General features: G+C 64.1%; 13 protein-coding genes. 8 read left to right on the forward strand and 5 right to left on the reverse strand.

Annotated elements, in window-relative coordinates:
- The first annotated feature begins 25 nt into the window (after positions 1–25).
- From ASE66_RS12755 to treZ, 5 genes are all read left to right on the forward strand, one after another.
- Complete coding sequence (locus ASE66_RS12755) at positions 26–3103, forward strand: alpha-1,4-glucan--maltose-1-phosphate maltosyltransferase (protein WP_200964588.1); 3078 nt, start codon at positions 26–28, stop codon at positions 3101–3103.
- A 14-nt stretch (positions 3104–3117) separates the two neighbouring features.
- On the forward strand, positions 3118–6390 hold the full coding sequence (gene treS / locus ASE66_RS12760) for a maltose alpha-D-glucosyltransferase (protein WP_200964590.1): 3273 nt from the start codon (positions 3118–3120) through the stop codon (positions 6388–6390).
- Positions 6383–8578 carry a 1,4-alpha-glucan branching protein GlgB gene (gene glgB / locus ASE66_RS12765; RefSeq protein ID WP_057190012.1) on the forward strand — a complete coding sequence of 732 codons (2196 nt, stop codon included), beginning with the start codon at positions 6383–6385 and terminating at the stop codon, positions 8576–8578. The genes treS and glgB overlap by 8 nt, the downstream gene beginning before the upstream one ends.
- 201 nt (positions 8579–8779) lie before the next feature.
- The gene (locus ASE66_RS12770) at positions 8780–9637 is read left to right on the forward strand and encodes an SDR family oxidoreductase (protein WP_057190013.1); all 858 of its coding nucleotides are present in this window, start codon (positions 8780–8782) and stop codon (positions 9635–9637) included.
- A 33-nt stretch (positions 9638–9670) separates the two neighbouring features.
- The gene (treZ, locus tag ASE66_RS12775) at positions 9671–11440 is read left to right on the forward strand and encodes a malto-oligosyltrehalose trehalohydrolase (RefSeq protein WP_057190014.1); all 1770 of its coding nucleotides are present in this window, start codon (positions 9671–9673) and stop codon (positions 11438–11440) included.
- Between the two features lie 6 nt (positions 11441–11446).
- Here treZ and treY read toward each other — a convergent pair whose 3' ends face one another.
- Positions 11447–14002 carry a malto-oligosyltrehalose synthase gene (gene treY / locus ASE66_RS12780; protein WP_057190015.1) on the reverse strand — a complete coding sequence of 852 codons (2556 nt, stop codon included), beginning with the start codon at positions 14000–14002 and terminating at the stop codon, positions 11447–11449.
- A 382-nt stretch (positions 14003–14384) separates the two neighbouring features.
- Complete coding sequence (malQ, locus tag ASE66_RS12785; RefSeq protein WP_082613399.1) at positions 14385–16433, reverse strand: 4-alpha-glucanotransferase; 2049 nt, start codon at positions 16431–16433, stop codon at positions 14385–14387.
- Between the two features lie 194 nt (positions 16434–16627).
- Here malQ and ASE66_RS12790 point away from each other — a divergent pair, with 194 nt between their 5' ends.
- A complete protein-coding gene (locus ASE66_RS12790) occupies positions 16628–16855 on the forward strand; it encodes a DUF2934 domain-containing protein (RefSeq protein ID WP_057190016.1) in 228 nt (75 codons plus the stop codon).
- A gap of 77 nt (positions 16856–16932) precedes the next feature.
- On the opposite strand, the gene glgA is transcribed toward ASE66_RS12790, so the two are convergent.
- Positions 16933–18465, reverse strand: a complete 1533-nt coding sequence (gene glgA / locus ASE66_RS12795; protein WP_082613400.1) for a glycogen synthase GlgA — start codon at positions 18463–18465, stop codon at positions 16933–16935.
- A gap of 195 nt (positions 18466–18660) precedes the next feature.
- On the opposite strand from glgA, the gene glgX (ASE66_RS12800) reads away from it, so the two are divergent.
- Positions 18661–20739, forward strand: coding sequence for a glycogen debranching protein GlgX (gene glgX, locus ASE66_RS12800; protein WP_057190017.1), 2079 nt, complete (start codon positions 18661–18663; stop codon positions 20737–20739).
- Positions 20740–20757: 18 nt separating this feature from the next.
- Here glgX (ASE66_RS12800) and glgX (ASE66_RS12805) read toward each other — a convergent pair whose 3' ends face one another.
- Both glgX (ASE66_RS12805) and ASE66_RS12810 read right to left on the reverse strand, forming a co-directional pair.
- The gene (glgX, locus tag ASE66_RS12805; RefSeq protein ID WP_413814265.1) at positions 20758–22689 is read right to left on the reverse strand and encodes a glycogen debranching protein GlgX; all 1932 of its coding nucleotides are present in this window, start codon (positions 22687–22689) and stop codon (positions 20758–20760) included.
- A gap of 56 nt (positions 22690–22745) precedes the next feature.
- Positions 22746–25214: a glycogen/starch/alpha-glucan phosphorylase gene (locus ASE66_RS12810; RefSeq protein ID WP_413814264.1), complete on the reverse strand. Its 2469-nt coding sequence runs from the start codon at positions 25212–25214 to the stop codon at positions 22746–22748.
- A gap of 252 nt (positions 25215–25466) precedes the next feature.
- Here ASE66_RS12810 and ASE66_RS12815 point away from each other — a divergent pair, with 252 nt between their 5' ends.
- Complete coding sequence (locus ASE66_RS12815; RefSeq protein WP_057190018.1) at positions 25467–26243, forward strand: transglutaminase-like domain-containing protein; 777 nt, start codon at positions 25467–25469, stop codon at positions 26241–26243.
- Positions 26244–26246 lie beyond the last annotated feature (3 nt).

Here is a 26246-nt window from a genome sequence, read left to right on the forward strand (position 1 = left end):
CGCTCAGGGACTAGGCTTTTCTCACGTGCTTTTGGCGTGGCCCTTTTCTGCCTCGGACGATCTCTTCCTGACTCATGACATCGAGTCGATCGGCGGGCAGGCAGCGTCCGGCGTACTGGTCAAGCTGACCGGGCAATGTCGCGCACATGGCCTGCAGCTCTGGATCGATCTTACGATCGATCGGGCCGACGGCACGGGCCCTTTCGTCGCAAAGCGCGAGAATTGGTGGCACAAGGCCGAAGCGGTCAGTCTCGATCCTCGCACGATCCACCGCCAGCATGAGCGAGCCGCGCGCTTTGCCGATGAGGCGGTGCGCCGGGAACTGACCTCGTTCTGGCAGGACCGCCTGCTGCGTTGGCAGGAGGGCGGCATCAGCGGTGTCCGCTGCCACGACGCCGGCGATCTCAATCTCCAGCTATGGCAGGACATCCTTCAGCCGGTGCAGGACGCGCAGCCGTCTTTTACCGCCTTTGGCTGGATGCCGGGGCACCCGCGGCGGGCCCTGGTCGAGGCCGGCAAGGTTTTCCAGTTCCTACCCTCGTCGGTGGCGTGGTGGACGGGTGGCGCACACTGGCTGGCGCAGGAGTACAATGACCTTTCCGGAAGCGCGGCACTGATCGGCTTTCCCGAGGACCCGTTTGGCAAACGCATCACCGAGCCGGCCGCCATCAATCTCGATCGCCGGCACAGCCTGGCGGTGAGTGCGGCAGCGTTGCTGGCCGATGGCTGGCTCATGCCGATGGGTTTCGAATTCGAAATGGAGGCGCCCTTCATCGAGGCCCGTCGAGAGGATTTCGAGGAAGCCTTCTCGCACAGGACGGACGAGCTTCAGGAGCAGATCCGGGCGCTCAACGGGGCTCTGGCGACTCAATCGGTCGCAGGGCACCGATCGATGCGAGGGCTCGAACTCCGCAATGATTTCGCCGCGATTGTTCGTGTCGAGAACCAGCGCCCTGCTCGCCTCGTGCTGCTCAACCGGGATCCGATCAACGCGTGCGAGCCCCAGATCGACCGGCTGGCGGCAAAGGTCGAAGCGAGGCCGGAAGAGACGAATGTCGAGCGTCATCTCCCAGCGGCTGCAGGCACGCTGATCGCGCTCTCAGCCACCCGGCCGGTGCAGAACGATGCCGTCGCGTCGCTGCAGGAGCGGATACGACTCGATGCCGACAGGCTGGCCATCGAGGCCGTGACACCAGCGGTCGACAATGGTCGCTTCGCGGTCAAACGCACGGTCGGCGACCTCGTCGCGGTCGAGGCCGACATCTTCAGCGATGGGCACGATGTGCTCGCGGCCGAGCTGCGCTGGCGCGCCGCCGACGAGAGCGAATGGTCGCGCGCGCCGATGAGCTTTCTTGTCAACGATCGCTGGCACGGCGAATTTCCGCTGCTCCGGACCGGCCGCCACGTCTTTGCGATCGTCGCCTGGTGGAGCGAGTTCGGCACCTTCCGCCGCGATCTTGGCAAGAAGCACGAGGCGGGGGTGCAGATCGCGCTCGAACTTAGGGAAGGGCGGCTCATCCTCGAAAAATTTGCCGCGACCGCGTCAGCTGCCGACAGGCCGATCATCGAGAGGCACCTGCAGCGGCTCGACGAAGCGGACAGTGATCAGGTCGCCATCCTGCTCTCGGGCGCGCTCGGGAGCGCGATGGAGCGCGCCGATCCTCGGCCCCATGCCGTCAGCTCCGAGATGTACCCGGTCGATGCCGATCGCGAGGCGGCATCATTCGCGAGCTGGTACGAGCTCTTTCCGCGCTCGATCACCGATGATCCGGCGCGCCATGGCACGTTTCGCGACGTCATTGGCCGCCTCCCCGCGATCAAGGCGATGGGCTTCGACGTGCTTTATTTCCCGCCGATACACCCGATTGGGACAACCAATCGCAAGGGCCGCAATAATACGCTGACCCCTGCGCCCGACGACCCCGGCAGCCCCTATGCCATCGGCTCGCCGGAGGGGGGCCACGACGCCATCCATCCCGAACTTGGTACGGCCGAGGATTTCCGCGCGCTCGTCGACGAGGCAGCTAAGCACGGGCTCGAGCTGGCTCTCGACTTCGCCATCCAGTGCTCACCCGATCATCCCTGGTTGCGCGAGCACCATGACTGGTTCCAGTGGCGGCCGGACGGCTCGATGCGCTATGCCGAGAACCCGCCGAAAAAGTACCAGGACATCGTCAATGTCGACTTCTATGCGTCCGGCGCGATTCCCGGGCTCTGGCTGGCTCTGCGCGACGTTGTCCAGCACTGGGTCGACCAGGGCGTCCGGATCTTCCGGGTCGATAATCCGCACACCAAGCCCTTCCCATTCTGGGAATGGCTGATCGCCGATATCCGTTCGCGCGATCCGGGCGTCATCTTCCTGTCTGAAGCCTTTACCCGTCCCAAGGTGATGTATCGCTTGGGCAAGGTCGGCTTCACTCAGTCCTACACTTACTTCACCTGGCGCAACAGCAAGGCAGAGCTGACGGAATATCTGACGCAGCTCAACGCAGCGCCGGTGCGGGACCTGTTTCGGCCACACTTCTTCGTGAACACCCCCGACATCAATCCGGTCTTCCTGCATAACTCAGGGCGGCCGGGCTTTCTGATCCGCGCGGCGCTGGCTGCGACATTGTCCGGCCTGTGGGGCGTCTATTCCGGCTTCGAGCTTTGCGAGGCCGCGGCGATCCCCGGCAAGGAGGAATATCTCGACAGCGAAAAGTACGAGATCAAGCCGCGGGATTGGCAGGCTCCCGGCAACATCATCGCGGAGATCACCCGGCTCAACCAATTGCGGCGCAGCCACCCGGCGCTGCAGAGTCATGTCGGCCTGACCTTCTACGACGCCGCGAACGACAACATTCTCTTTTTCGGCAAGCGCGCCGGCACCGCGTCCGAGATCATCCTGGTCGCGGTCAATCTCGATCCGTTCGGCGTGCATGCCGCTTCAATCGAGGTGCCGCTCTGGGAGTTCGGGCTGCCCGATCACGGCACAGTCGCCGCAGAGGACTTGATGCGCGGCACCCGCTTCGACTGGCATGGCAAACGGCAGACGATCCGGCTCGATCCGCAGGACACGCCCTTCGCGATCTGGCGCATTACGCCGGGGAGCAAATTCCAATGATGGATGCGAGCCTTATTCAGACCGTCGCGGCGGATCCGGCGGATCCGCAATGGTACAAGGATGCGGTGGTCTATCAGCTCCACGTGAAATCCTTCTTCGATGCGAATGGTGACGGAATCGGCGATTTTCCGGGACTGATGGCTAAGCTCGATTATATCGTCGAGCTTGGCGCCACTGCGGTCTGGCTGCTGCCCTTCTATCCCTCGCCCCGCCTCGACGACGGCTACGACATTTCCGAGTACAAGGCCGTCCATCCGGACTACGGCACGGCTGCGGATGTCAGGCGCTTCATCCGGGCTGCGCATGAGCGCGGCCTACGCGTCATCACCGAGCTCGTCATCAACCACACCTCGGACCAGCATCCCTGGTTCCAGCGAGCTCGCCTCGCCAAGCCGGGCTCGGCGCACCGCAATTTCTATGTCTGGTCCGACGACGACAAGCTTTATTCCGGCACGCGCATCATCTTCCTCGACACCGAGCGCTCGAACTGGACCTGGGACCCGGTGGCGAAAGCCTATTTCTGGCATCGCTTCTACTCGCATCAGCCGGATCTCAATTTCGACAACCCGGCCGTACTGAAAGCGGTCTTGGGCGTGATGAAGTTCTGGCTCGAGCTCGGCGTCGATGGCTTGCGTCTCGATGCGGTGCCCTATCTGATCGAGCGTGACGGGACCTCGAACGAGAATCTGCCGGAAACGCACGACATCCTGCGCAGGATCAGGGTCGAGCTCGATGCGACTTTCCCGAACCGCATGCTGCTGGCCGAGGCCAATATGTGGCCGGAGGACACGCAGGCCTATTTCGGCGCCGGCGACGAATGTCATATGGCGTTCCATTTCCCGCTGATGCCGCGGATGTACATGGCGATCGCGCAGGAGGACCGGTTTCCGATCACCGACATCATGCGGCAGACGCCGGACATTCCGGCGAACTGCCAATGGGCGATCTTCCTGCGCAATCATGACGAGCTGACGCTCGAAATGGTGACGGACAAGGAACGCGACTATCTCTGGAACTTTTACGCATCCGACAGACGGGCCCGCATCAATCTCGGAATCCGGCGAAGGCTGGCGCCGCTGCTCGAACGCGACAGGCGCCGCGTCGAGCTGATGACCAATCTGCTGTTGTCGATGCCGGGTACGCCGGTGATCTACTACGGCGACGAGCTCGGCATGGGCGACAACATCTTCCTCGGCGATCGCGATGGCGTGCGCACCCCGATGCAATGGTCGCCGGACCGCAATGGCGGGTTCTCGGTGGCCGATCCCGCAAGCCTCGTGCTGCCGCCGATCATGGATCCGCTCTATGGCTTCAGCGCTGTTAATGTCGAGGCGCAGACGCGCGATCGCCATTCGCTGCTGAATTGGACCAAGCGCATCCTCGCCGTCCGCAAGGAACACCAAGCCTTTGGACGGGGAACGCTGCGCTTTCTCTACCCGAAGAACCGCAAGGCCTTCGCCTACCTGCGGGAGCATGACGGCGAGACGATCCTGTGCGTCTCGAACCTGTCGCGCTCGGCGCAGGCTTTCGAGCTCGATCTGGCGGAATTCGCCGGCCGCCATCCCGTTGAGATGCTCGGCAATTCGGTCTTCCCTGCCATCGGGCAACTCACCTATCTGATGACGCTACCGCCCTACAGCTTCTACTGGTTCCTCCTGGTGGAAGGTGCGCAGGCCCCGTCGTGGCATGCGCAGGCGCCGGAGCCGATGCCCGACTACACGACCTTCGTGCTGCGCGGCGGGCCCGACGAGATGATCACGCCGCAGCACCGGCGCGAATTCGAGACAAACATCCTGCCGCCTTACCTCGCCAAGCGGCGCTGGTTCGCGGCCAAGGACCAGAAGCTCGAAAGCGCGCGCGTGGCCCTGACGGCGCGCATCGGGCCCAATCGGGAGATGGCGCTCGTTGCGGTCGAGGCGACGCATGGCGGCGGCGGCGAGCGCTATCTCCTGCCGCTTGGCATCAGCTGGGACGAGGATGTCGCCACGGCGCTGCCGCAGCAACTCGCTCTCGCGCGCGTGCGCCGCGGCCGACGCACCGGATTTCTGACCGACGCCTTCGCGCTATCGGGTTTCATCCATGAACTGCTTTCTCTCCTCAAGGTCGGCGCGGAGGTCAGGAGCGCGGCAGGAGTGGTCTCGTTCAGGCCGACACCGGCGTTCGACGCGGTCGAACTCCTGCCGGACGATCCTGTGCGGTGGCTTTCGGCCGAACAGTCGAACTCCTCCGTCGTCGTCGACCACAAGGTGATGCTGAAACTGTTCCGGAAACTCGCGCCTGGCCGCCATCCGGAGGCCGAGATGATGCGAGCGCTGACCGAGCGCGGCTTCGCCAACGCGCCGGCCCAGCTCGGCGAGATTGTACACGTGCCGGAGGAGGGTGAGGAGGAGGTGCTGGGGGTGGTGCAGGCCTTCATCCCCGGCGAGGGTGATGCCTGGGACTGGACAGCGTCCTATCTCGGCCGGGTTCTCGACGAGCTCTCTCGAGAGGGCGCCGATCTCGCCGACCTGCTTTCGACATTCGAAAGCTTCGCGGCGATTCTCGGCCGGCGCCTTGGCGAGATGCATGTCGCGCTGTCGCAGCCGACCGATGACGAAGCATTTGCCCCGGTTTCGGCTGATAGCGCGCAGGTCGAGCGCTGGACCAAGCGGGTCGAGGGCCGCATTCAGGCGGCCTGCGACAATCTGGAGCGGCAGCGCGAGCTGTTGGGCGAGGACGAGCAGGCCCTGGCCAAAGGATTACTCGGGCGCCGGAAAGCCTTGCTCGCGCTGGTGAGACGGCTGTGCAAGGCGGGCCAGGGCAGCCTGCTTCATCGCATCCATGGTGACTTCCATCTCGGCCAGACCCTGGTTGCGAGCGGTGACGTGATGATCATCGACTTCGAAGGCGAGCCCTCGCAACCGCTGGCCGAGCGCCGAGCCAAGGACAGTGGCTGGCGCGATGTCGCTGGCATTCTGCGCTCGTTCGACTATGCGCTTGAGGCAGCGAGCCGCAGTCCTGCCGCTGTGAGTCAAGATGGTGCATACGCGACGCTCGCGACGGCGTTCAGGGACAGGATGCCGCAGGCTCTGCTGCAGGCCTATTCCGAGGCCACTGGCGCGCAGGGCAACTGCCGTTCGCGAGATAGGGCGGGAGATACGGCACTGCTCGATCTCTTCATGCTGGAGAAGGCCGCTTACGAGATCAACTACGAGGTCAGCAATCGGCCTGACTGGCTCGGCGTACCCTTGCGCGGCTTGACTGATCTCATGGACCGATTGCTAAGCGGGGACGCTGCCGATGATTGACAGAGTGGCAGAGCGGATTCCGCCGCTGGATCCGGAGATTGCGACTGCCCTCGCGCATGGGCAGTTCGGCGATCCCTTTGCCGCGCTCGGCCCGCATCGCGGTCCCGATGGACGTTTCGTCCGCGTGTTCCTGCCTGGCGCTTGGTCCGTCGCCGTGCTGCAAGGCGAACAGCGCGAGCGCACCGAGCTGACGTCGCGCGAGCCAGCCGGATTGTTCGAAGGCGCGATCGGAGAGGGCGATTACCTTCTTTCGATTGCCTGGCCTGGCGGCGAGCAGATCACCGAGGACCCTTATTCCTTCGGTCCGCTCCTCGGCGATCTCGACCTTCATCTCATCGGGGAGGGCAGGCACCAGCGGCTGGCGGATGCGCTCGGCTCAAATCTCGTCACGGTCGATGGTGTGCAAGGCACCCGCTTCGCTGTCTGGGCGCCCAACGCCCGGCGCGTCGCGGTGATCGGCGCTTTCAATAGCTGGGATGGTCGCCGCCATGTCATGCGCCGGCGCGGCGGCAGCGGCATCTGGGAACTGTTCATCCCGCGGCTTGGCAGCGGCGAGCTCTACAAATACGAGATCGTCGACCGGCACGGCCGTGTCCTGCCGCAGAAGGCCGACCCGGTTGCGCGGACTGCGGAGCCGCAGCCGGGTACGGCCTCGGTGGTGCCGCGTCAGCCATCGCATGTCTGGCGCGACGGCGAATGGATGAGTTCTCGCGCCACCCGACAGAACGAACGGGCACCAATCACGATCTACGAAATTCACGCCAGCTCTTGGACGCGCGGTCCGAACGGGACGACGCTCGACTGGCGCGGTCTGGCGGATCGTCTCGTGCCTTACGCCAAGGAGATGGGCTTTACCCATGTCGAGCTCCTGCCGGTGGCGGAGCATCCGTTTACCGGCTCCTGGGGCTATCAACCGCTCGGCCTGTTCGCCCCGACCCGACGCTTCGGCGATCCGGAGGATTTTGCGATCTTCGTCGATGCCTGCCACCAGCAGGGGATCGGCGTGATCGTCGACTGGGTGCCGGCGCATTTCCCGTCCGACGCGCACGGCTTGGCGCGCTTCGACGGAACCGCGCTCTACGAGCACGAGGATCCCAGCGAAGGCTTCCACAAGGACTGGAACACGCTGATCTACAATTTCGGTCGCCGCGAGGTCGCCGGCTTCCTGATCGGCAGCGCGCTGCACTGGCTCGAGCATTTTCATGTCGACGGCCTGAGGGTCGACGCCGTCGCCTCGATGCTCTACCGCGACTACAGCCGCAATCCCGGCGAATGGCGGCCGAACATCCATGGGGGACGCGAGAATCTCGAGGCGATCGACTTCCTGCGCCACCTCAATGCGGTGGTGGCGGAGCGGCATCCCGGCGCAATCATGATCGCCGAGGAATCGACGGCCTGGCCGGGAGTGACGCGCAGGTCCGAAGAGGGCGGCCTCGGCTTCAACTTCAAATGGAACATGGGCTGGATGCACGACACGCTGCACTATCAGGCGCGTGATCCGATCCATCGCCGGCACCATCACGACGAGATGACCTTCGGCCTGGTCTATGCCTTCGCCGAACATTTCGTGCTGCCGCTCTCGCATGACGAGGTGGTGCACGGTAAAGGCTCGCTGCTCGGCAAGATGCCAGGCGACCGCTGGACCAAGCTTGCCGGCCTGCGCGCCTATTTCTCGTTCATGTGGACCCATCCCGGCAAGAAGCTTCTCTTCATGGGTGGCGAGATCGCGCAGGAACGCGAATGGGACCATGACGGCGAGATTGATTGGGACCTGCTTCGGGATCCCGGCCATGCCGGCGTGCAGCGCCTGATCAAGGATCTCAATCGAATCTATTGCGAGCAGCTCGCGCTGCACGCTACCGATTCCGACCCGAGCGGCTTCCGCTGGGTGGTGCAGGACGATCGGGAGAACAGCGTCTACGCCTTCCTTCGTCAGCGACCCGGCTCGCCGACCGTGCTGGTCGTGGCGAACCTGACCTCGGTGCCGCGGCTGGGCTACAGATTAGGCGTGCCGCAAGCCGGCCGCTGGCGCGAGATCCTCAACAGCGATTCGATCTTTTATGGCGGCTCTGGCATCGGCAATGGCGGTGATGTCGAAACCGTCGACGCCCCCGGCCATGGCCATTCGACCAGCCTCGAACTGACGCTGCCGCCGCTCGCTACATTGATCCTCATGCCTGTCACCTGATCGGCTGCCCAAGCTTCCTCCGGAAGCGCGGCGAAGCTGGGACGGCATCGCATCAATGCCGTTGTCTGGAAGACGGCTCAAAGCGATCAACCCGTGGTCCGCGCCTGACTAACGCTCGCTACCGAACCGATCGCGAGTGGTGGGAACCTGACACCGAACCGCGCGCTTTAGTTCCAGATTGCCGACCTTCGCGAGGACGTCATGCAACAGCACCCGCAGCCACCCTTCCCCAAGCAGCAGCAGGATATGCCCGGGGCCACCGGACAGATGGCACCCCAGCCGGATCATGGCGAGCATTCCTACAAAGGCTCGGGCAAGCTTACCGGCAAGCGGGCAATCATCACGGGTGCCGATAGCGGCATTGGCCGGGCGGTGGCGATCGCCTATGCGCGTGAAGGGGCCGATCTCCTGCTGTCCTATTTGAGCGAGGACAAGGATGCGGCCGAGACTAAGCATTGGATCGAGAAGGAGGGGCGCAAGGCTGTGCTGGTTCCCGGGGACATCCAGTCGCCGGACCATTGCCAGATGATCGTCGACACCGCGCTGCGGGAGCTCGGTGGCATCGATATCCTCGTCAACAATGCCGCCCATCAGGCGACCTTCAAGGCCATCGAGGAAATCAGCGACGAGGAGTGGGATCTGACCTTCAAGGTCAATATCCATGCAATGTTCTATCTGACCAAGCGGGCGGTGCCGCATATGGGGGAGGGCAGCGCGATCATCACCACCACGTCGATCAACTCAGACATGCCCAATCCGACGTTGCTCGCCTATGCCGCCAGCAAGGGCGCCATCCAGAACTTCACCGCCGGCCTGGCGCAGCTCCTGGCCGAGCGAGGGATTCGCGCCAACACCGTCGCGCCAGGACCGATCTGGACGCCGCTCATCCCGTCGACCATGGATGCGGAGAGGGTCTCGAACTTCGGCAAGCAGGTGCCGATGAAGCGCCCAGGCCAGCCGGCCGAGCTGGCGACTGCCTATGTCATGCTCGCCGATCCTCTCTCCAGCTACGTGTCCGGTGCGACGATCGCCGTGACCGGTGGAAAACCGATCCTTTAGGACATGCGGATGCGGTGAATCAGGGAGTTCGAGATGCCCTTGGCCGAAACCCACCCTCGCTCGTCGCAGCATGTTCGTCCAGCGCCTGACGGACCCCGCTACGGCGCCTGGCGAGCGGGAAGCGAAGCCGTCTTCCGCATCTGGGCGCCGGCTGTCGCGCAACTCTCGATCGAGATCGATGGGAACGCAGTGGTGCCGATGGCTCCGCTCGCCGATGGCTGGCACGAATATCGGGCCGAGCTTCCGTTCGGGACGCGCTATCGATACCAGCTGCCTGATGGAACTGTCGTATCCGATCCGGCTTCTCGGCGGCAGGAAGGTGGGGTCCATGGCGAGAGCGTACTGGTTTCGCCGGACGACTACACGTGGCGCTGCGCCGGCTGGCGCGGGCGTCCGTGGCGAGAAACGGTCCTCTACGAATTACATGTTGGGCTGTTTGGCGGCTTCGCCGGCGTCGAGCGCGAGCTGCCTCGGCTGGCGGATCTGGGCATCACAGCGATCGAGCTGATGCCGATCGCCGACTTTCCCGGCAGCCGGAATTGGGGCTATGACGGCGTGCTGCAGTTCGCCCCCGCCGCGGCGTACGGGACCGCAGCCGAGCTCAAGAGCCTGATCGACCGTGCTCACGAGCTCGGGCTCAGCGTCCTGCTCGATGTCGTATTCAATCATTTCGGCCCGGATGGCTGCTACCTGCACACCCACTCGCCGGAATTCTTCAAGAGCGGGAGCCAGACGCCCTGGGGTGCGGGCATCGATTTTGACCGGTCCGAGGTCCGCGGCTTCTATCGCGCCTGCGCCCTGCAATGGCTCGACGAGTTCCGCTTCGATGGGCTGAGATTTGATGCGGTCCACGCCATCCCATCGGCCGAGTTCCTGCTTGAGCTCGAGCGCGACATCCGCGCGGCGCTGCCGCAAGAGCGGCACATACATCTCGTCGTCGAGAATGAGGATAATGACGCCGATCTGCTCGGCGCATATGACGCGCAATGGAATGACGATTTCCATCATGCCATCCATGTGCTGCTGACCGGCGAGACACAAACCTACTACGGAAGCTTCGCGCCCGAGCCCCTCCACCATCTTGCCCGGATTCTCGAGAGCGGATTCGCCTTCCAGGGGCAGGTGGCGCCCAGCCGCGGGCGAGCGCGCGGCAAACCGAGCGGGCATCTGGCGCCGAGCCGCTTCGTCAATTGTCTGCAGAACCACGATCAGATCGGCAACCGGCTCTTCGGCGAGCGGCTGCTCGCGCTGGCGGAGCCCGGCCAGGTCAAGGTCGCAGCGGCTCTGCTGCTGCTCAATCCGCAGATCCCGATGCTGTTCATGGGCGAGGAGCATGGCAGCCGCACGCCCTTCCATTATTTCACCGACCACAATGAGGAGCTTGCGCAGGCTGTTCGCGAAGGGCGCAAGCGCGAATTCGAACATGAGGACCATGACGGCGACCCGCTCGCGCTCGATCCCAATGCGCCCGAGACCTTCGAAGCCTCGCGCCCGCAGCCCGGTGACGAGGCCGATGAGTGGCTCGCCCTTTATCGCGAGCTGATCGACATCAGACGCAGCCTGATCGTGCCCGATCTCGATGATTGCGGTAGCGCCGGAGCCGAGCCGCTCGGCGCGCAGGCGGTAAAGGCTGCCTGGCGTCTGGGTGGCCGCTCGCTCGTCCTGCTCGCAAACTTCGCCGACGAGCCGGTCGAAACGGCATTGCCCGCAGGCCGGCCGATCTTCTCGCTCGGGGTCGTCGCCGCCCAGGCTGATCGAGTGAAGCTGGAAGGGCCGTCGTTCCTGGCGATCCTGTCCGACTGAAGACGCTCATCGCTGGGCGATCGCGACGCGGCACGGAAAATCGCCGCTCGGCCCACCCGGCGCCAAGGCATCGCCGGACACCGCGGCGCCGATGATCGGTGTCCACTCGGCGCCGATCGTCGGCAATTCAATCCTCGTGTCCTGCCACCACGCAGCCGAAAGCGTGAGCTCGGCTGTGACCATCGCGGCGCATCGCAATGGAGCGACGACGAGAAGGGCCGTATCCTGCGTCTCGCGCAGGAAGGCGACGACATCATCCTGTCTCACGCCGGTCACCGATAGCGGACGATAGGTCGCCCCGACGAAGAGATCCGGCCTCTCACGCCGCGCCTGGAGCAGCCGATGCAACACCTGCTGCTTGATCCGGCCGTCGTGCCAGTTACGGCGGAGCTCGCACTCCTCCGCGCCGGAAGCCAGGGCCTGTTGGCGTATGGTGAAGTCGACCGGCCGGCGGTTATCCGGGTCGACCATGCTCAGATCCCAGAATTCGGTGCCCTGATAGGTATCGGGCACACCGGGCACCGTGCATTGCAGGATCAGTTGCACGATACCACCGAGCGCAGCGGCAGGCGCGATCGTCCCGACATAATGCTCGACCGATTGAAGGAAGGCGGCGCTGGGCGAGGGATCGAGCGCCGCACGCAGGAACTGCTCCGCGGCCTGCTCATAGCTCTCATTGGGCGAGACCCAACCGGTTTTCAGCTTCGCTTCGCGCAAGGCCTTGACCCACCATGCACTTAGCCGGTCGGCGAATTTCCCAGACAGTGCCGAGCCGTCGAGTGGCCAGCTGCCGACGAGCATCTGGTAGAACTGATATTCGTCGCCTCGGTCGAGCTCGTCCGGGCGGATGGCCTCGTTCTGGGCGAACCATCCCTCGACGGTCTCCCGCCAGCGTGGTGCATCCTCACTGATGACGGCGAGGCGTGCACGGACATCGGCCCCTCGCTTGTGATCGTGGGTCGCCAGGGCGAGCATTGAGCGGGGCTGGACCGCTGCTCGCTCCCGCATCAGCTCATGGAATTCCGCGACTGGCAGCGATAGCCGCGCCGCGTCGAAGCCGACATCGTTGCGCGACAGCAGCCGCCCGTATCGGTAGAAGGCGGTGTCCTCGACGCTGCGCGCGGCCAGCGGCGAGGTCAACTGATTGAAGCGCCGCACGGCGGAACTGCGTAAATCGGCTGGAAGCCCTGGCTCGGAGCCGATCATAGCCGCGCTGATGAAATCGAGTGCCAGATGCTCCGCCTGCGGGTGTGCCCGCGCCGTTTCGAGCGCGGCCTGGAAGAACGGGCCGGGCTCTTCGATCCCGCCGGCGCCGGTCAGATAGGTGCGATAGCTGTGCATGTTGCAGACGAGCGCCGCCGTCGCTCGCCGCATCGCGCCGCGCGGAATGTCGACATCGCGGCCGGCCTTGACCGCCAGCGCCACCAACCTGTCGACGACATATTCGAGCTGGCCTTCGAAGCCGTGTTCGAGAACCTCGCGGCGGGCGCTCTGCTCCTCGTCGACGAAGGCGGCGGGACGACCGCTGAGCTCGGACCAGAACGTTGCCAAGATCGGTTCGGAGCCACCGTCATGGAGCACGGCGTCGACCTGATCCATAAAATCATAGCCGGTCGTGCCGTCGACACCCCAGCCCGCGGGCAGGGACTCGCCGGGCGCCAGGATTTTCTCGACGATCAACCAGGCAGGACCCGGCATCGCCCAACCTGGCCGCTTTGGTGACAAGCCATCGAGCCGCGCGCGGAGTTTCGCGCAATAACTCGCCGGATCGGCGAGCCCATCGACATGGTCGATCCGCAGACCGTCGATCAGCCCTTCCTCGTAGAATGCGAAAGCAAGGTGATGGGCGGCCTCGAAGGCGTTCGGCTCCTCAATCCGGATGCCGGCGAGCTGGGTGATTTCGAAGAAGCGGCGCCAGTTCAGCCTGTCCGAGGCGTTGCGCCAGTAGTCGAGATGATAGTGCTGGCGCTCGATCAGGGCCCGCAGCCTGTCGGGCTCGCGATAAGCAGCCTGTCCGGCCAACTGGATTTCCCCATCGTCCTCCACGCGCAACGGGAGCAGATGCTCGCCGTAGCGCAGGGCGTAGCCTTGCCGGGCCGGGTCCTCGATCAGCGTCAGCTTTCCCTGGCCAAGCGCATCGTTAAAGGGCTCGCCGAGGAACGGCACATGGATGCGCCCGGCGAGAACCGGATCGCGCTCGTCGAAATCGACGTCGAACCAGGTCGCATAGCGGCTGCCTCGCCCGTGCTTCAGCAGGTCCAGCCACATAGCGTTGTCGTCGCCGCCCACCGCCACGTGGTTTGGTACGATATCGAGGATGATGCCGATGCCTTCACGGCGGAACGCTTCGGCCATCGCTCGGAAATCATCGGCCCCGCCAAGCTCGGGATTGATTTCGTCATAGCTGATGACGTCGTAGCCGTGCAGCGAGCCGGCACGCGCCGCCAGGATCGGTGACGAATACACATGGCTGACCCCGAGCTGCCGCAGATAGGTAGCCAGGCCGAGAGCCGCCTCAAAGGTAAAGCCCCGGTGGAACTGCAGCCGATAGGTGGACCGCACCGCATTCGATCGTCGCAAGTAGACCCCCTCGGCTTTCCAGCAATTGGCTCATTTGCTCAACGTGCGAACTGACCAGCAGTTCGGTTGCGGTAGCGAGCGGCAAAATAAGGAGCCGCGGCATCGGAACCGCCGCTTCGCCGCCGCGTTTGAGTAATGGAGGTACTCCATGCACATTGCGCCGATCAGATCGCCCCTCGACATGGCGCGTGCGCAAGCGCGCCTCGCCGCCTTGGCAGCTTTGACCCGGGGGGCGGAGGAAGAGCTCGAATATGCGGCCCTGCGCGACGCGGTCGAGCATTACCGCTGCATCACCGAACGCGTCGCCGAGGGATCACCCGCCGGCCGGGACCGGCCCGGACGCCGTAGAACGCGAGCCGAACCGTCAGCCTCGCCGCGCGAGCTGAGCGAGCCTGCGGTCGACGGCAGAATCATCGAGCAGATCGGCAGCGCTCCCCGCTAGCCGGTGTCGCCAATTGGGCTTCTCGACCGTGGTGCCGGGGACGTTTGGCTGTGTCCGTATACCGAGCACGTCCTCTATCGGCACGATCTTCAGCGAACAGGGTGTTGCCGCGACATAGCGCACGGCGGCATCGACGACGGGGGCTGTATCGTCCGGCGCCGGTCGTTCGCCGTCGGCGATCCCGGCATCGCGGAAGGCTCCCCAGAGGATGCCGCGATCCCATTCGCGAATGCTCTGATTGTCGATCCCGCCGCCCGACGGATCGATATCGGAGCCTGCCCACCAGCCAGCGGTCGGCACTAAGTCGTGGGTGCTGGTCATGGCGACGGCCTGTGAATCCCAATCCCGCGGCGGCACATAGCCATGCTGCGTGCGCTCGAAGCGGAGCACGCGCATCCCGGCGATGCCCTGCTCGCGCAGCAGCTCGCGAAAACCGTACGGCAATGTTCCAAGATCCTCGCCGATAACGATGGCTTGGTGGCGCCAGGATTCGAGCGCGATCAGCCGGAATAACGTCTCGGACGGGAAGGTGACATAGGCACCGTCGAGTGCTCCGGCGCCTTCTGGGATCAGCCACAGGCGGCTCACGCCCATGACGTGATCGATGCGGATGCCACCGACATGGCGCAGGCTCGCCCGCAGGGTCTCGATGAACGGCGCATAACCGCTGGCCGCCAGGCCGAGCGGTGAGAAGGTAGTCAGCCCCCAGTTCTGGCCATCGATCGCGTAATAGTCAGGCGGCGCGCCGATGGTGAGGCCGATGAGCACATCGCTCGGCCGGCTCCAGGCATGGCTACCGGCGCCGTCCATGCCGATGGCGAGATCGGCGACCAGACCGACCTTCATGCCGGCCTCGCGGCAGGCCCGCTGAGCGTTCGAATAGGAGCACGCCGTCAGCCATTGCAGGAAGATCTGATGATCGATCTCCTTGGCATGGCCTGCGGCAAAAGCGGCGACGTCCGCACTCGCGGCATCGCGATAACGGGCAGGCCAGTCGCGCCAATGCGAGGATGTCAGGTCGCGTTCGCATTGCGCGGCATGGAGCACTTCAAAGACCGCGTGGTCGCGCAACAAGGGCGATGCGTCGGCCAGGAAGTTCTCAAAATCCTGGCGCGCCGGTGCCGCCGTCGACGACTTACGCAGGGCTTCGAACAAAGCCTTCAGCAGACGCTGACGCATCGGTGTCGCCTGCAACCAATCGATTTCGGTCAGGGCCGATAGGCGCGCCATTTCCTCGGCAAGTCCATTCTGCGCGGCGACGTCACGGATGAAGGCATCGGGAAGCGCTGCCGCCGGATCGGCGTGAAGCGGATTGTAGAACAGCCGTGTCGAAGGAGAATACGGGCTGAACCGGTCCGGCAGCGCACCGTAAAGAGCATGCACGGGGCTGATTGCCAGGGCATCGGCGCCATGTGCCCCCGCCGCACGGCCGAGCGCCGCGACCCCGGCGAAATTGCCGATGCCGCCATCCAGCCCGCAGCGAAGCGAATAGATCTGCGCAGCAAGGCCCCAGCCGTTTTGCCCATCGCCGAGATCAGCGAACGTCACGCACCGTGATGGAGCGACGGCAACCGTGACATCGCCGTCAGCCAGATGGATTGTATGATATCCGGGCTCTTCGAAGGGAGGCAGGGTCGTTCCGCCGCCATCGGCCGTGCGCGGCGACACAATGCGGTTTCCGCCTCGTTCGAGCGTGATTTCGAAATCTCCAGCGTCTTTGCGCAGAAATGGCAGCACTATCGGTAGCCCGACCCGGGAGACGATGAAGCGCGAAGCGGACCCGGCATCTCGCAGCGAGACGATCTGAAGTGAATCCTCGATGGCGGCATCTGTGTCCGCCGGGAGCCCGATCGCCCGGAGGATGGCGCGCAAGCTTGCTGGAGAAACCTGGTGAATAGCGCCGGCTTGATCCGTCCAATCGGGCGCAACCCCGGCGCGGATCGAAAGTTCGCGAAGACTTTGGTCACTCATATGTCGCTAAGCCACCTGGACTGGGATATCGTTGAGTTCGCTTGAGCAACGCCCCATGGGCACATCCGTGGCGCAACGCGGCAGAGGTGCCCGCCGTTCCCGCTCCGCCGCAATTGTGCCTCAGCGCACCCGCGTGGAACATGGGGCTTCTGCGGCGGTTGTTTGCAGCGCCTGATGCAGCCGGGAGATAGCCGATGAGCCGCGAAAAACTTGTGCGGGATACAGCTTATGAGATTTGGGAGGCCGAAGGCCGTCCGGAAGGGCGTGACTCCGAGCATTGGCGGCTCGCAGAGGAAAGGGTTGGGCGAGGCGACGCGGAGCAAGGCAAGTCCAAGACCGCGACCGTTCCAAAAGGGCGGAGCAAGAAGGAGACGGCCGACAAGCCTGCTGCGGCGAAGGGCAGGACGAAGAAGGCAGTCTGATTAACCCGCGGCGGGCCTTGGAGCCCGCCATTGTTGTCTTAGCGTCGGTTCGGCGCGGTCGCGGCCATAAAGCGCTTTCAAGCGTCGAGCGCTCGGGCATAAACCGATGCATAGTGAAAGCTCGGACGCCGCCAGTCGAAGCGCTTCGACATAGCTTGCCCGCGCATCAGTTTGAAGGCCCGCTTCGACCGGTAGGCATCGAGGGCGCGGCGTACGGCTGCTGACAAGCCCGCCCCGCTCAGCGACGAGAAGAGGAAGCCCGAGATGCCATCCTCGATCGTGTCGACGAGTCCCCCGGTGCGGTAGGCAATCGGAAGCGCTCCTGCCCTTTGCGCATACATCTGGCTCAAGCCGCAGGGTTCGAAGCGCGACGGCATCAGTAGGAAATCGCTGGCGGCGAACAGGCGGCGCGCCTCGGCATCGTCGAAGCCGATCCGCGCGGCGACCGCATGCGGATAGCGTTTCGCCAGATGCGCGACCGCATCCTCCAGGCGGGACTCACCCTGACCCTTGACCACGAGTTGTCCGCCGGCTGCGACGATCGTCTCGGCTGCCTCAATCGACAGATCGATGCCCTTCTGATGGACGAGACGGGAGATGATCGAGAAGAGCGGACCGCGCGACTCTGGCAGCGCAAACGCCTTGCGGATCGCAGCCGCATTGCGCCGCTTCCACTGCCGGACAACCTGCTCGGTTGTCGCCCCGCCGTCGATCAGCGTATCCCAACTGGCGTCGATGCCGTTGACGATCCCGGTCAGATGGCCAGCTTTCATCCGGCTCCGGAGCAGGCCGTCGAGGCCGCAGCCATGTTCGGGCGTGGTGATCTCCCTCGCATAGGTTTCGCTGACGGTGGTGACGTGCGAGCCGTAGAAGATCCCGGCCTTGAGGAAGGACAGCATCCCGTGGCACTCGGCGCCGTCGACGCTGAATGCCTGGTCCGGTATGCCAAGGGCGGCCATTCGACCAGGCTCGAACAGACCCTGATAGGCAAGATTGTGGATGGTCAGAATGGTCGGTGTCGATACATCCTTCCAGCGCAAATAGCCGGCGGTTAGCCCGGATGGCCAGTCGTTGATGTGCAGGATGTCCGGCTTCCAATTCGGGTCGGCCTCGCCAGCCGCGATCTCTGCTGCCGCGAGCGAGAGACGAGCAAAGCGGATGTCATTATCGGGGAAATCGCTGCCACCGAAAGGTCCGTAAGGCGAACCGGCGCGATCATAAAGCTCGTCGCAGAGCACGGTATAAATCGTCAGGCCGTCGGCTGTGGCGAAGCGGCCGAGCGACCAGGGCGGCAGTTCGGCCGTGCCTGGCATCTGGCGCACGACCTCCATCACCGGCCTGGCGGTGCGGACCTGGCGGAAGCCTGGGATCAGGACCCGGACGTCGCAATACGAGCGCATCTGCCGCGGCAGGGCCGTCGAGACCTCCCCCAAACCGCCGGCCTTGACGAAGTCGCTCATCTCCGAGGTCACGAAGAGAAGCTTCGTGCTTCCCGCGATCGGGGATGGGGCATCATGGAGATCGTCTTTGACGACGTGTGCATAGTGAAGTGCGTGCGCCGACGTGGAGGACGCGGTCCTCGTCTCGGTGAGCTTCAAAACGTCCGCCATGGCCCGGTTCCCAGACTGCGAACCCGCAACCACTAGCGTGATCCTGAGTTCCATGCTGCAGTGCAAAATTCACATGCAAGCTTGAGGCCGGGCTGGAACTGCCGGCCTCCTGTCACGTTGCAATCGGCACGGCGCCGCGAACGGCCACTCGTCGAGAGCAGGCCCTCTGCTCAAGCATCCAGGGACAATCACGACATGTCGCAAGAACAGATCGAGGTGAGGCCCGGCTCCTCAGTCGAGCTCGGGGCGAACTTCGATGGCGAGGGCACCAATTTCGCGCTGTTCTCGACCTATGCCGATCGTGTCGAACTATGCCTTTTTAATGACAGCGGGAAGACCGAGACGGCGCGGATAATCCTTCCGGAGTATACCGACGAAATCTTTCACTGCTATCTGCCGGGGGTTCGCTCCGGTCAGCGCTATGGCTACCGGGTGCATGGCCGCTTTGCACCGGAGGAGGGGCATCGCTTCAATCCAAATAAGCTCCTGCTCGATCCCTACGCCCGCGAATTTGCGGGCGACCTCGACTGGAACGAGGCGCATTACGGCTACAATCTGAACGCCACCGAGGATCGCGATCTCAGCTTCAGCGAGCTCGACAGCGCGCCTTTCACGCCCAAATGCGTGGTCTGCGACTGGAAGGCTGATCCACAGCCGCCGGCCAAGCCGCACGTTCCCTGGGACCGGACCGTCTTCTACGAAGCTCATGTCCGCGGCTTTACCCAACTTCACCCTGCCGTGCCGGAGGCCGAGCGCGGCACCTTCGACGGGCTGCGTCATGACCAGGTGATCGACTACATCCGCAGCCTCGGCGTCACCTCCGTCGAGCTGCTGCCGGTTCATGCCTATCTCGACGACCATCACCTCGTCTCGAAGGGCCTTTCGAACTATTGGGGCTACAACAGCATCGGCTTCTTCGCGCCGATGCCGCGCTATGAGGGTAGGGCGGGTCTGGCCTCGTTCCGCGAGATGGTCAGGGCCTTCCACGATGCCGGTCTCGAGGTCATCCTCGACGTGGTCTACAACCACACCGCGGAAGGCAATGAGCTAGGGCCGACCCTCTCGTTCAAGGGCATCGACAATTTCTCCTATTACCGGACGATGCCCGAGGAGCCGCGCTACTACATCAACGACACCGGCACCGGGAACACCGTCAACACCAGCCATCCGCGCGTGCTGCAGTTGGTGATGGATTCCTTGCGCTACTGGGTCGAGGTCATGGAGATCGACGGCTTTCGCTTCGATCTCGGCACCATTCTCGGCCGCGAGCCGCACGGCTTCGATCCGCGCGGCGGCTTCTTCGACGCGGTGGGCCAAGATCCGGTGCTGCGCAAGGTCAAGCTCATCGGCGAGCCCTGGGATATCGGTCCAGGTGGCTACCAGGTTGGAGGCTTTCCGCCTGGCTGGGCCGAGTGGAACGATAAGTACCGCGATACGATCCGCGCCTATTGGAAGGGCGAGGAGGGCATCATCCGCGACCTCGCGGCGCGGATCACCGGGTCGGGCGACGTCTACGATCAACGTGGGAGGCGGCCCTGGGCGACCGTCAACTTCATCACCGCCCATGACGGCTTCACGCTGAACGATCTCGTCTCCTACAACGACAAGCACAATGAGGCGAATGGCGAGGACAACAAGGACGGCCATGGCCATAACCTGTCCTTCAATCATGGCGCGGAGGGGCCGACCGACGATCCCGGCATCCTCACCGTCCGCCAGCGCCAGAAGCGCAACATGCTGGCGACGCTGCTTTTGTCGCACGGCACGCCGATGCTGCTCGCCGGCGACGAGTACGGGCATTCCAATCACGGCAACAACAATGTCTACGCCCAGGACAACGAAACGGCCTGGATGCGCTGGGAAGAGATCAGCGCCCGGGACCAGAAGCTCAGCGACTTCGTGAGACGCGTGCTGCAATTGCGGGCCGAGCATCCGATCTTCCGCCGCGCCTCATTCCGTGACGGCTGCCTGCTGCGTTGGATCAACCCGGCCGGCGGCGAGCAGCAGGAGGAGCATTGGGACGACCCCGGCGTGCTGGCGATCGGGCTGTTGATGCACATGCCTGATGTCGAAGCCGGCGGCGACGAGGCGCTCATGCTGTTCAACGCCTTCGATGGCGAGGTCGTCTTCAAAATCCCCTCGCGTGTGAAGAGCGGTTCCTGGTCGGTGGTGCTGGACACCGAGACCGGTCCGAATTCCGACGAAGGCCGTAAGGGGCTGAAAGCCGATCAGGAGATCACGCTCTCGCCGCGCTCGCTGATCGTGCTGATGTAGCCGGCTGGACTGCGCAACTCAGCCGGCTCGCCACAAGCTCACGCTGCGTGCAGGAAGATCGTCGGGACCGTCCGACGAGCAGAGCAGGCGAGCCCAGCCTCGCTCTGCCTGCGATAGTGAAACACCCTTCCAGCTCCGATTGAGCGCAACGAGCACGCTGTGCGCCTGATCGCGCAGCAGCAGGCAGAGCACATCGAGGCTTGGCCATTCGTCGTCGGCAATCGCCGATCCGTCCGGTTTGAGCCATTGCGCCTCGGGTGGATCGCCGTCACGTTTGAGAAATCCGTTCCGGGTCAGCAGGACTAGCTCGCGACGCAGCCGCGCGAGGCCAGCGACGAACGTGATCAGATCCTCATCGACATTCGCCCAATCGAGCCATGTCGTCTCGTTGTCCTGGGCATAGGCGTTGTTATTGCCGCCTTGCGTGCGGCCAAACTCGTCGCCGGCAGTCAACATCGGAACGCCACGAGACGTAAAGAGCGTCGCGAGCAATGCGCGGACATCGCGAGCGCGGGCCGCCGTCATCGTCGCGTCGTCGGTCCGACCTTCCAGGCCATTGTTCCAACTATGGCTATCATTGTCGCCGTCGCGATTGTCCTCGCCATTGGCATGGTTGTGCTTTCCGGCGTAGCTGACCAGATCAACGAGTGTGAAGCCGTCATGGGCGGCCAGGAAATTGACGCTGGCATGCGGACCGCGATGCCGCGCCGCGAACAGGTCCGACGAGCCGGAAAGCCGCGTCGCCAGCGCGCCGGCCATGCCGGCGTCGCCTCGCCAGAAGCGGCGGACATTGTCGCGGAAGCGCCCATTCCATTCAGCGAAGGGAAAAGGGAACTCGCCGAGTCGGTAGCCGCCTGGGCCGATATCCCAGGGCTCAGCGATCAGGATGGTTTGCGAGAGCACCGGATCCTGCAGGATCGCCGCAAGGAGCGGCGCGTCGGGTGTGAAACCGGCCGCCGTTCTGCCCATCACCGTCGCCAGGTCGAAGCGGAAGCCGGCGACGCCTAGGCCGCGCCAATATCTTAGCGCGTCCATCGCCAGCGCCACCAATGCCACACGATCGAGCGCCAGCGTATGGCCGCAGCCGGTATCGTTGACGAGCCGCCCGGGATCGTCCTGCGCATGCCGATAGTAGACGGCATTGTCGAGGCCGCGCAGCGAGATCGTCGCGCCGAATTCGTCGCTCTCGGCGGTATGGTTCAGGACGATGTCGAGGACCACGCCAATGCCGGCCTCAGCATATGTGGCGCAGAGCTTGCGCAGGTCCTCAGCCCCGCCCGGGGCGAGCCGCGGATCGAGTGCGAAGAAGTTGACGGGGTTGTAGCCCCAGCCATTGCGCAGGCCGAGGGGCGGCAGGTGACGTTCATCCATCCACGCCGCGATCGGCATGAGCTCGACATGGCTGACGCCGAGACGGCGGAGATGATCCAGAATGCGAGGTTCCCTCAGTGCGGCGAGCGTTCCGCGCAGCGTCTCCGATACTGCTGGATGGTGCATGCTGAACGCCTTCGCAGCGATCTCGTAGATGAAACTCGGCTGTGTCGTCTCGACGACCAGTGGTGCGCTCTCCGCGATGACGATGCCGCGCGGCACGAGATCGACCGTCTCCTTGCCATGCTGCGCCAGCCGTGGCTCCCAGCGGAATGGTCGGTCGATGGCCTTGGCGTAGGGATCGACCAGCAGCTTCGCCGGATCGAAGCGATGGCCGCGATCAGGCTGCCACGGCCCCTCAGCTCGTAAGCCATAGCGTAGGCCGGGACCGGCGCGAGGAAGCAAGCCGTGGTGGACGTCTCCGCTGCGGCAGGGCAGCGGCAATCGCGCGGTCTCGGTCTCGCCGCTCTCGTCGAAGAGCGAAACCAGCACGCGCTCGCCGTTGTGCGAGAAGACGGCGAAGGCGACGCCTTCTGCCATAATCGTCGCGCCGAGCTGCGGCGGCAGCCGGCACGGGATCAGCTCGGCCGTCACCGCCGGAACCGCCGCATCGCCGGATTGCACGGTCGCAAGGGTCAGACTCGCCCGGCTTGGCCTGCCGGCACGTGCCAGATACGCTGCGCATATTCGCCGATCGCCCGGTCGGCGCTGAACCAAGCGCAATGGGCTGTGTTGGCGACCGACATATGCCACCAGCGCGCGCGATCAGCCCAGAGCGCATCGACCAGTCGCTGCGCGTGGTGATAGCTCTCGAAATCGCGCAGCACCATGAACCAGTCGTTCAGGCGCAGGCCCTCGACGAGCTGGGCATAGCGGTCACGCTCGCCCGGCGAATAGGCGCCGCCGGCGACGGCGTCGAGCACGCCTTCGAGATGCGGCGCGGCGCGGATCACTTCGGCGCTCGGCCGCGGATTGCGCTTGGCGATTTCAACCTCGTCCGCCGTCATGCCGAAGATCACGATATTGTCCGCTCCGACGCGCTCGCCGATCTCGATATTGGCGCCGTCGAGCGTGCCGATGGTGATCGCCCCGTTCAAGGCGAACTTCATGTTCCCGGTACCGGACGCCTCCATGCCGGCGGTGGAAATCTGCTCGGAGAGATCGGCGGCGGGGATGATCAGCTCGGCGAGGCTGACATTGTAGTTCGGCAAGAACACGACCTTGAGCCGGTCACGGGTGGTGATGTCGTTGTTCACCACGGCCGCGACGTCGTTGATCAGGTTGATGATCGATTTGGCCGTGGTGTAGTTCGATGCGGCCTTGCCGGCGAAGACCTTCACGCGCGGCGCCCAGTCGCGATAAGGCTCGCTCCGGATGGCATTGTAGAGCGCTATCGTCTCGAGGATGTTGAGGAGTTGGCGCTTGTATTCGTGGATGCGCTTGATCTGCACGTCGAAGAGCGCCTCCGGATCGACGACGACGCCGCAGTCCTGCCGGATGATCTTGGCGAGCCTGAGCTTGTTATCGCGGCGGATGGCGGCAAGCCGCTCGTGGACCCCGCCATCGTCGGCATGGGCGCCGAACTGTCGGATCAGGCCGATATCGTCCGCGACTCCTTCGCCGCACATTTCCTGCAGTAGCCGGGTCAGCCCAGGATTGGCGTTGAGCAACCAGCGCCGCGGCGTGATGCCGTTGGTGACGTTCGTGATCCGCTCGGGGAAGGTCCGGTGCAACTGGGCGAAAACAGTTTCCTTCATCAGGTTGGAGTGCAGGGCCGAGACGCCGTTTACGGTGTGGGAGCCGACAAAGGCGAGGTGGGCCATGCGCACGCGTCGGCCATGATGTTCGTCGATCAGCGAAAGGCTCGTCAGATCGGCGTCGGGCGAGCGGCGGCGGAGCGCATCGAGGAAGCGAGCATTGATGCCGAAGATGATCTGCATATGCCGCGGCAGCAGGCGCTCGACCAGCGCGACTGGCCAAGTCTCGAGCGCTTCGGGCAGCAGAGTGTGATTCGTGTAGGAGATCGTCGCGTTGGTGATCTCCCAGGCCTTCTCCCAATTGAATTTATGTTCGTCGATGAGGAGCCGCATCAGCTCCGGGACAGCAAGGGACGGATGCGTATCGTTGAGCTGGATCGCGGCCTTCTCGGCAAGATTGTCGAGGCTGCCGAACTGCCGGTGGTGACGATGGACCAAGTCCTGCAGCGAGGCCGAAGTGAAGAAGAACTCCTGCCGAAGGCGCAATTCCTGCCCGGCCGGCGTCGAGTCGTTGGGATAGAGGACCTTAGAGATCGCCTCGGCGCGATTGCGCTCGGCGACCGCGCCGACGAGGTCGCCCTTGTTGAACGCGTCGAGTGAGAGCGGATGCATGGCGCGGGCACGCCAGAGCCGCAGGGTCGTCGAATCGCGGCCGCGCCAGCCGACGACCGGGGTGTCATAGGCGACGGCGAACACCGTCTCCTCCGGTGTCCAGATAACCTGATCCGGCCCGCTGGCCACCACCGAACCGCCGAAGCCGATGCGATAGGACGCCTCGCGCCGCTCGAACTCCCAGGGATTGCGGAACGACAGCCAGTCCTCCGGCCGCTCGGCCTGCCGGCCGTTCTCGATCCGTTGCTTGAACAGGCCATGATCGTAGCGGATGCCGTAGCCGAGCGCCGGGACGCCGGTCGAGGCCATTGCCTCCATATAGCAGGCCGCCAGACGGCCGAGGCCGCCATTGCCGAGTGCAGCATCGGGTTCGATGGTTTCGATCTCCGGCAGGTCGACGCCGAGCTCGCGCATGGCCCGAGTCATCGGCTCGGTCAGCCCGAGATTGTTGAGCGTGTCGGCGAGCGAGCGGCCGATCAGGAATTCGAGCGAGAGGTAATAAACCCGCTTGCGGCCGGTCGCGTAGCTCTCCTTCGTGCTTGCCTGCCAGACGTCGATTGCATGATCGCGCGTCGCAAGGATGCCCGCGGTGAGCCAGTCATGCGCTTGGGCGGCGGCTGGAGCTTTGCCTAGCGAATAGGTGAGCTTGCGCAGGATCTCGGACTTCAGACGATCGACTTGATCATCGGGCTCGAAATGGACGGCTGCGGTCCGCTTGTCGGATATATCGTTCAACCGCGATGTTCCTCTGCCTTGGAGAAGGTGTCGGCCAATGGCGCTGGTTGCCGGGCATGAGTCTAGGAGATGACGATGCAATCGCCAAGGGTGAGTGTGGTCCAGCCAATGCAAGGCGGCATTGACGCTTGCCGGAGTGCCTGATTGGCGATCTCTGCTCGGTGTACGGCCTGCTTCAACAAAAAACACTTGCTCGTGGAACGTAGACTAGCTCTTTCGGTTTTCCGATCGTCACCCTCTCTGAGGCGATCGATGAAGCTCCGTGTTTCGACTACACTGACTTACCGTTTTAGCGGGCCGACGCAGACGATCGGCCTTATCCAGGCGGCGAAGTCCCCGGATCAAACGATCCTTGATGAAAATCTGACCTGTGAGCCGAACGCCTCGCAAAAATGCGAGGCAGAGCCAGATGGTACGCGGCGATTTCGAGCGTCCCTCGATGGCGAGGTAGCAATCAACTATTTGGCGACAGTTGACAACGGCCAACGGCAGCTTCTGCCTGCAACTGGCTCGCAACATCTCTGGTCCGATCTGCCATTGGAAGTGTTGCCCTACCTCCTGCCAAGTCGCTTCTGCCCGAGCGATCGCTTTCAGCGCTTCGCCCAGCGAGAATTTGGCAATGCTGGCGACGGCGTCGCGCGCGTCATGGCCGTTCTCGGCTGGGTCCACGATCACATCGACTATGTGGTCGGCACGAGTACTGCCGAGACGACTGCCGCGGAGACCTTCATGACCCGCGCCGGGGTCTGCCGCGACTTCACCCATCTGACGATCTCGCTCTGCCGAGCGCTCTCGATCCCGGCACGGGCGGTCAGCGCTTATGCCTTTGCACTAGAGCCACCGGATTTTCACGCTATCGCCGAGGTCTATCTCGAAGGTGCGTGGTGGCTCGTGGACGGCACGCGGTTGGCGCCGGTTGAAGGCATGGTCCGCATCGCGCATGGCCGGGATGCAGCCGATATTGCATTTCTGACCACCGACCGGGCCTGTCAGGTCGTCGCCCAGATCATCGAAGTCTCGGAAACATAGCGG

The sequence above is a fragment of the Allobosea sp. Root483D1 genome, assembly GCF_001429505.1.
Taxonomy (GTDB): domain Bacteria; phylum Pseudomonadota; class Alphaproteobacteria; order Rhizobiales; family Beijerinckiaceae; genus Allobosea.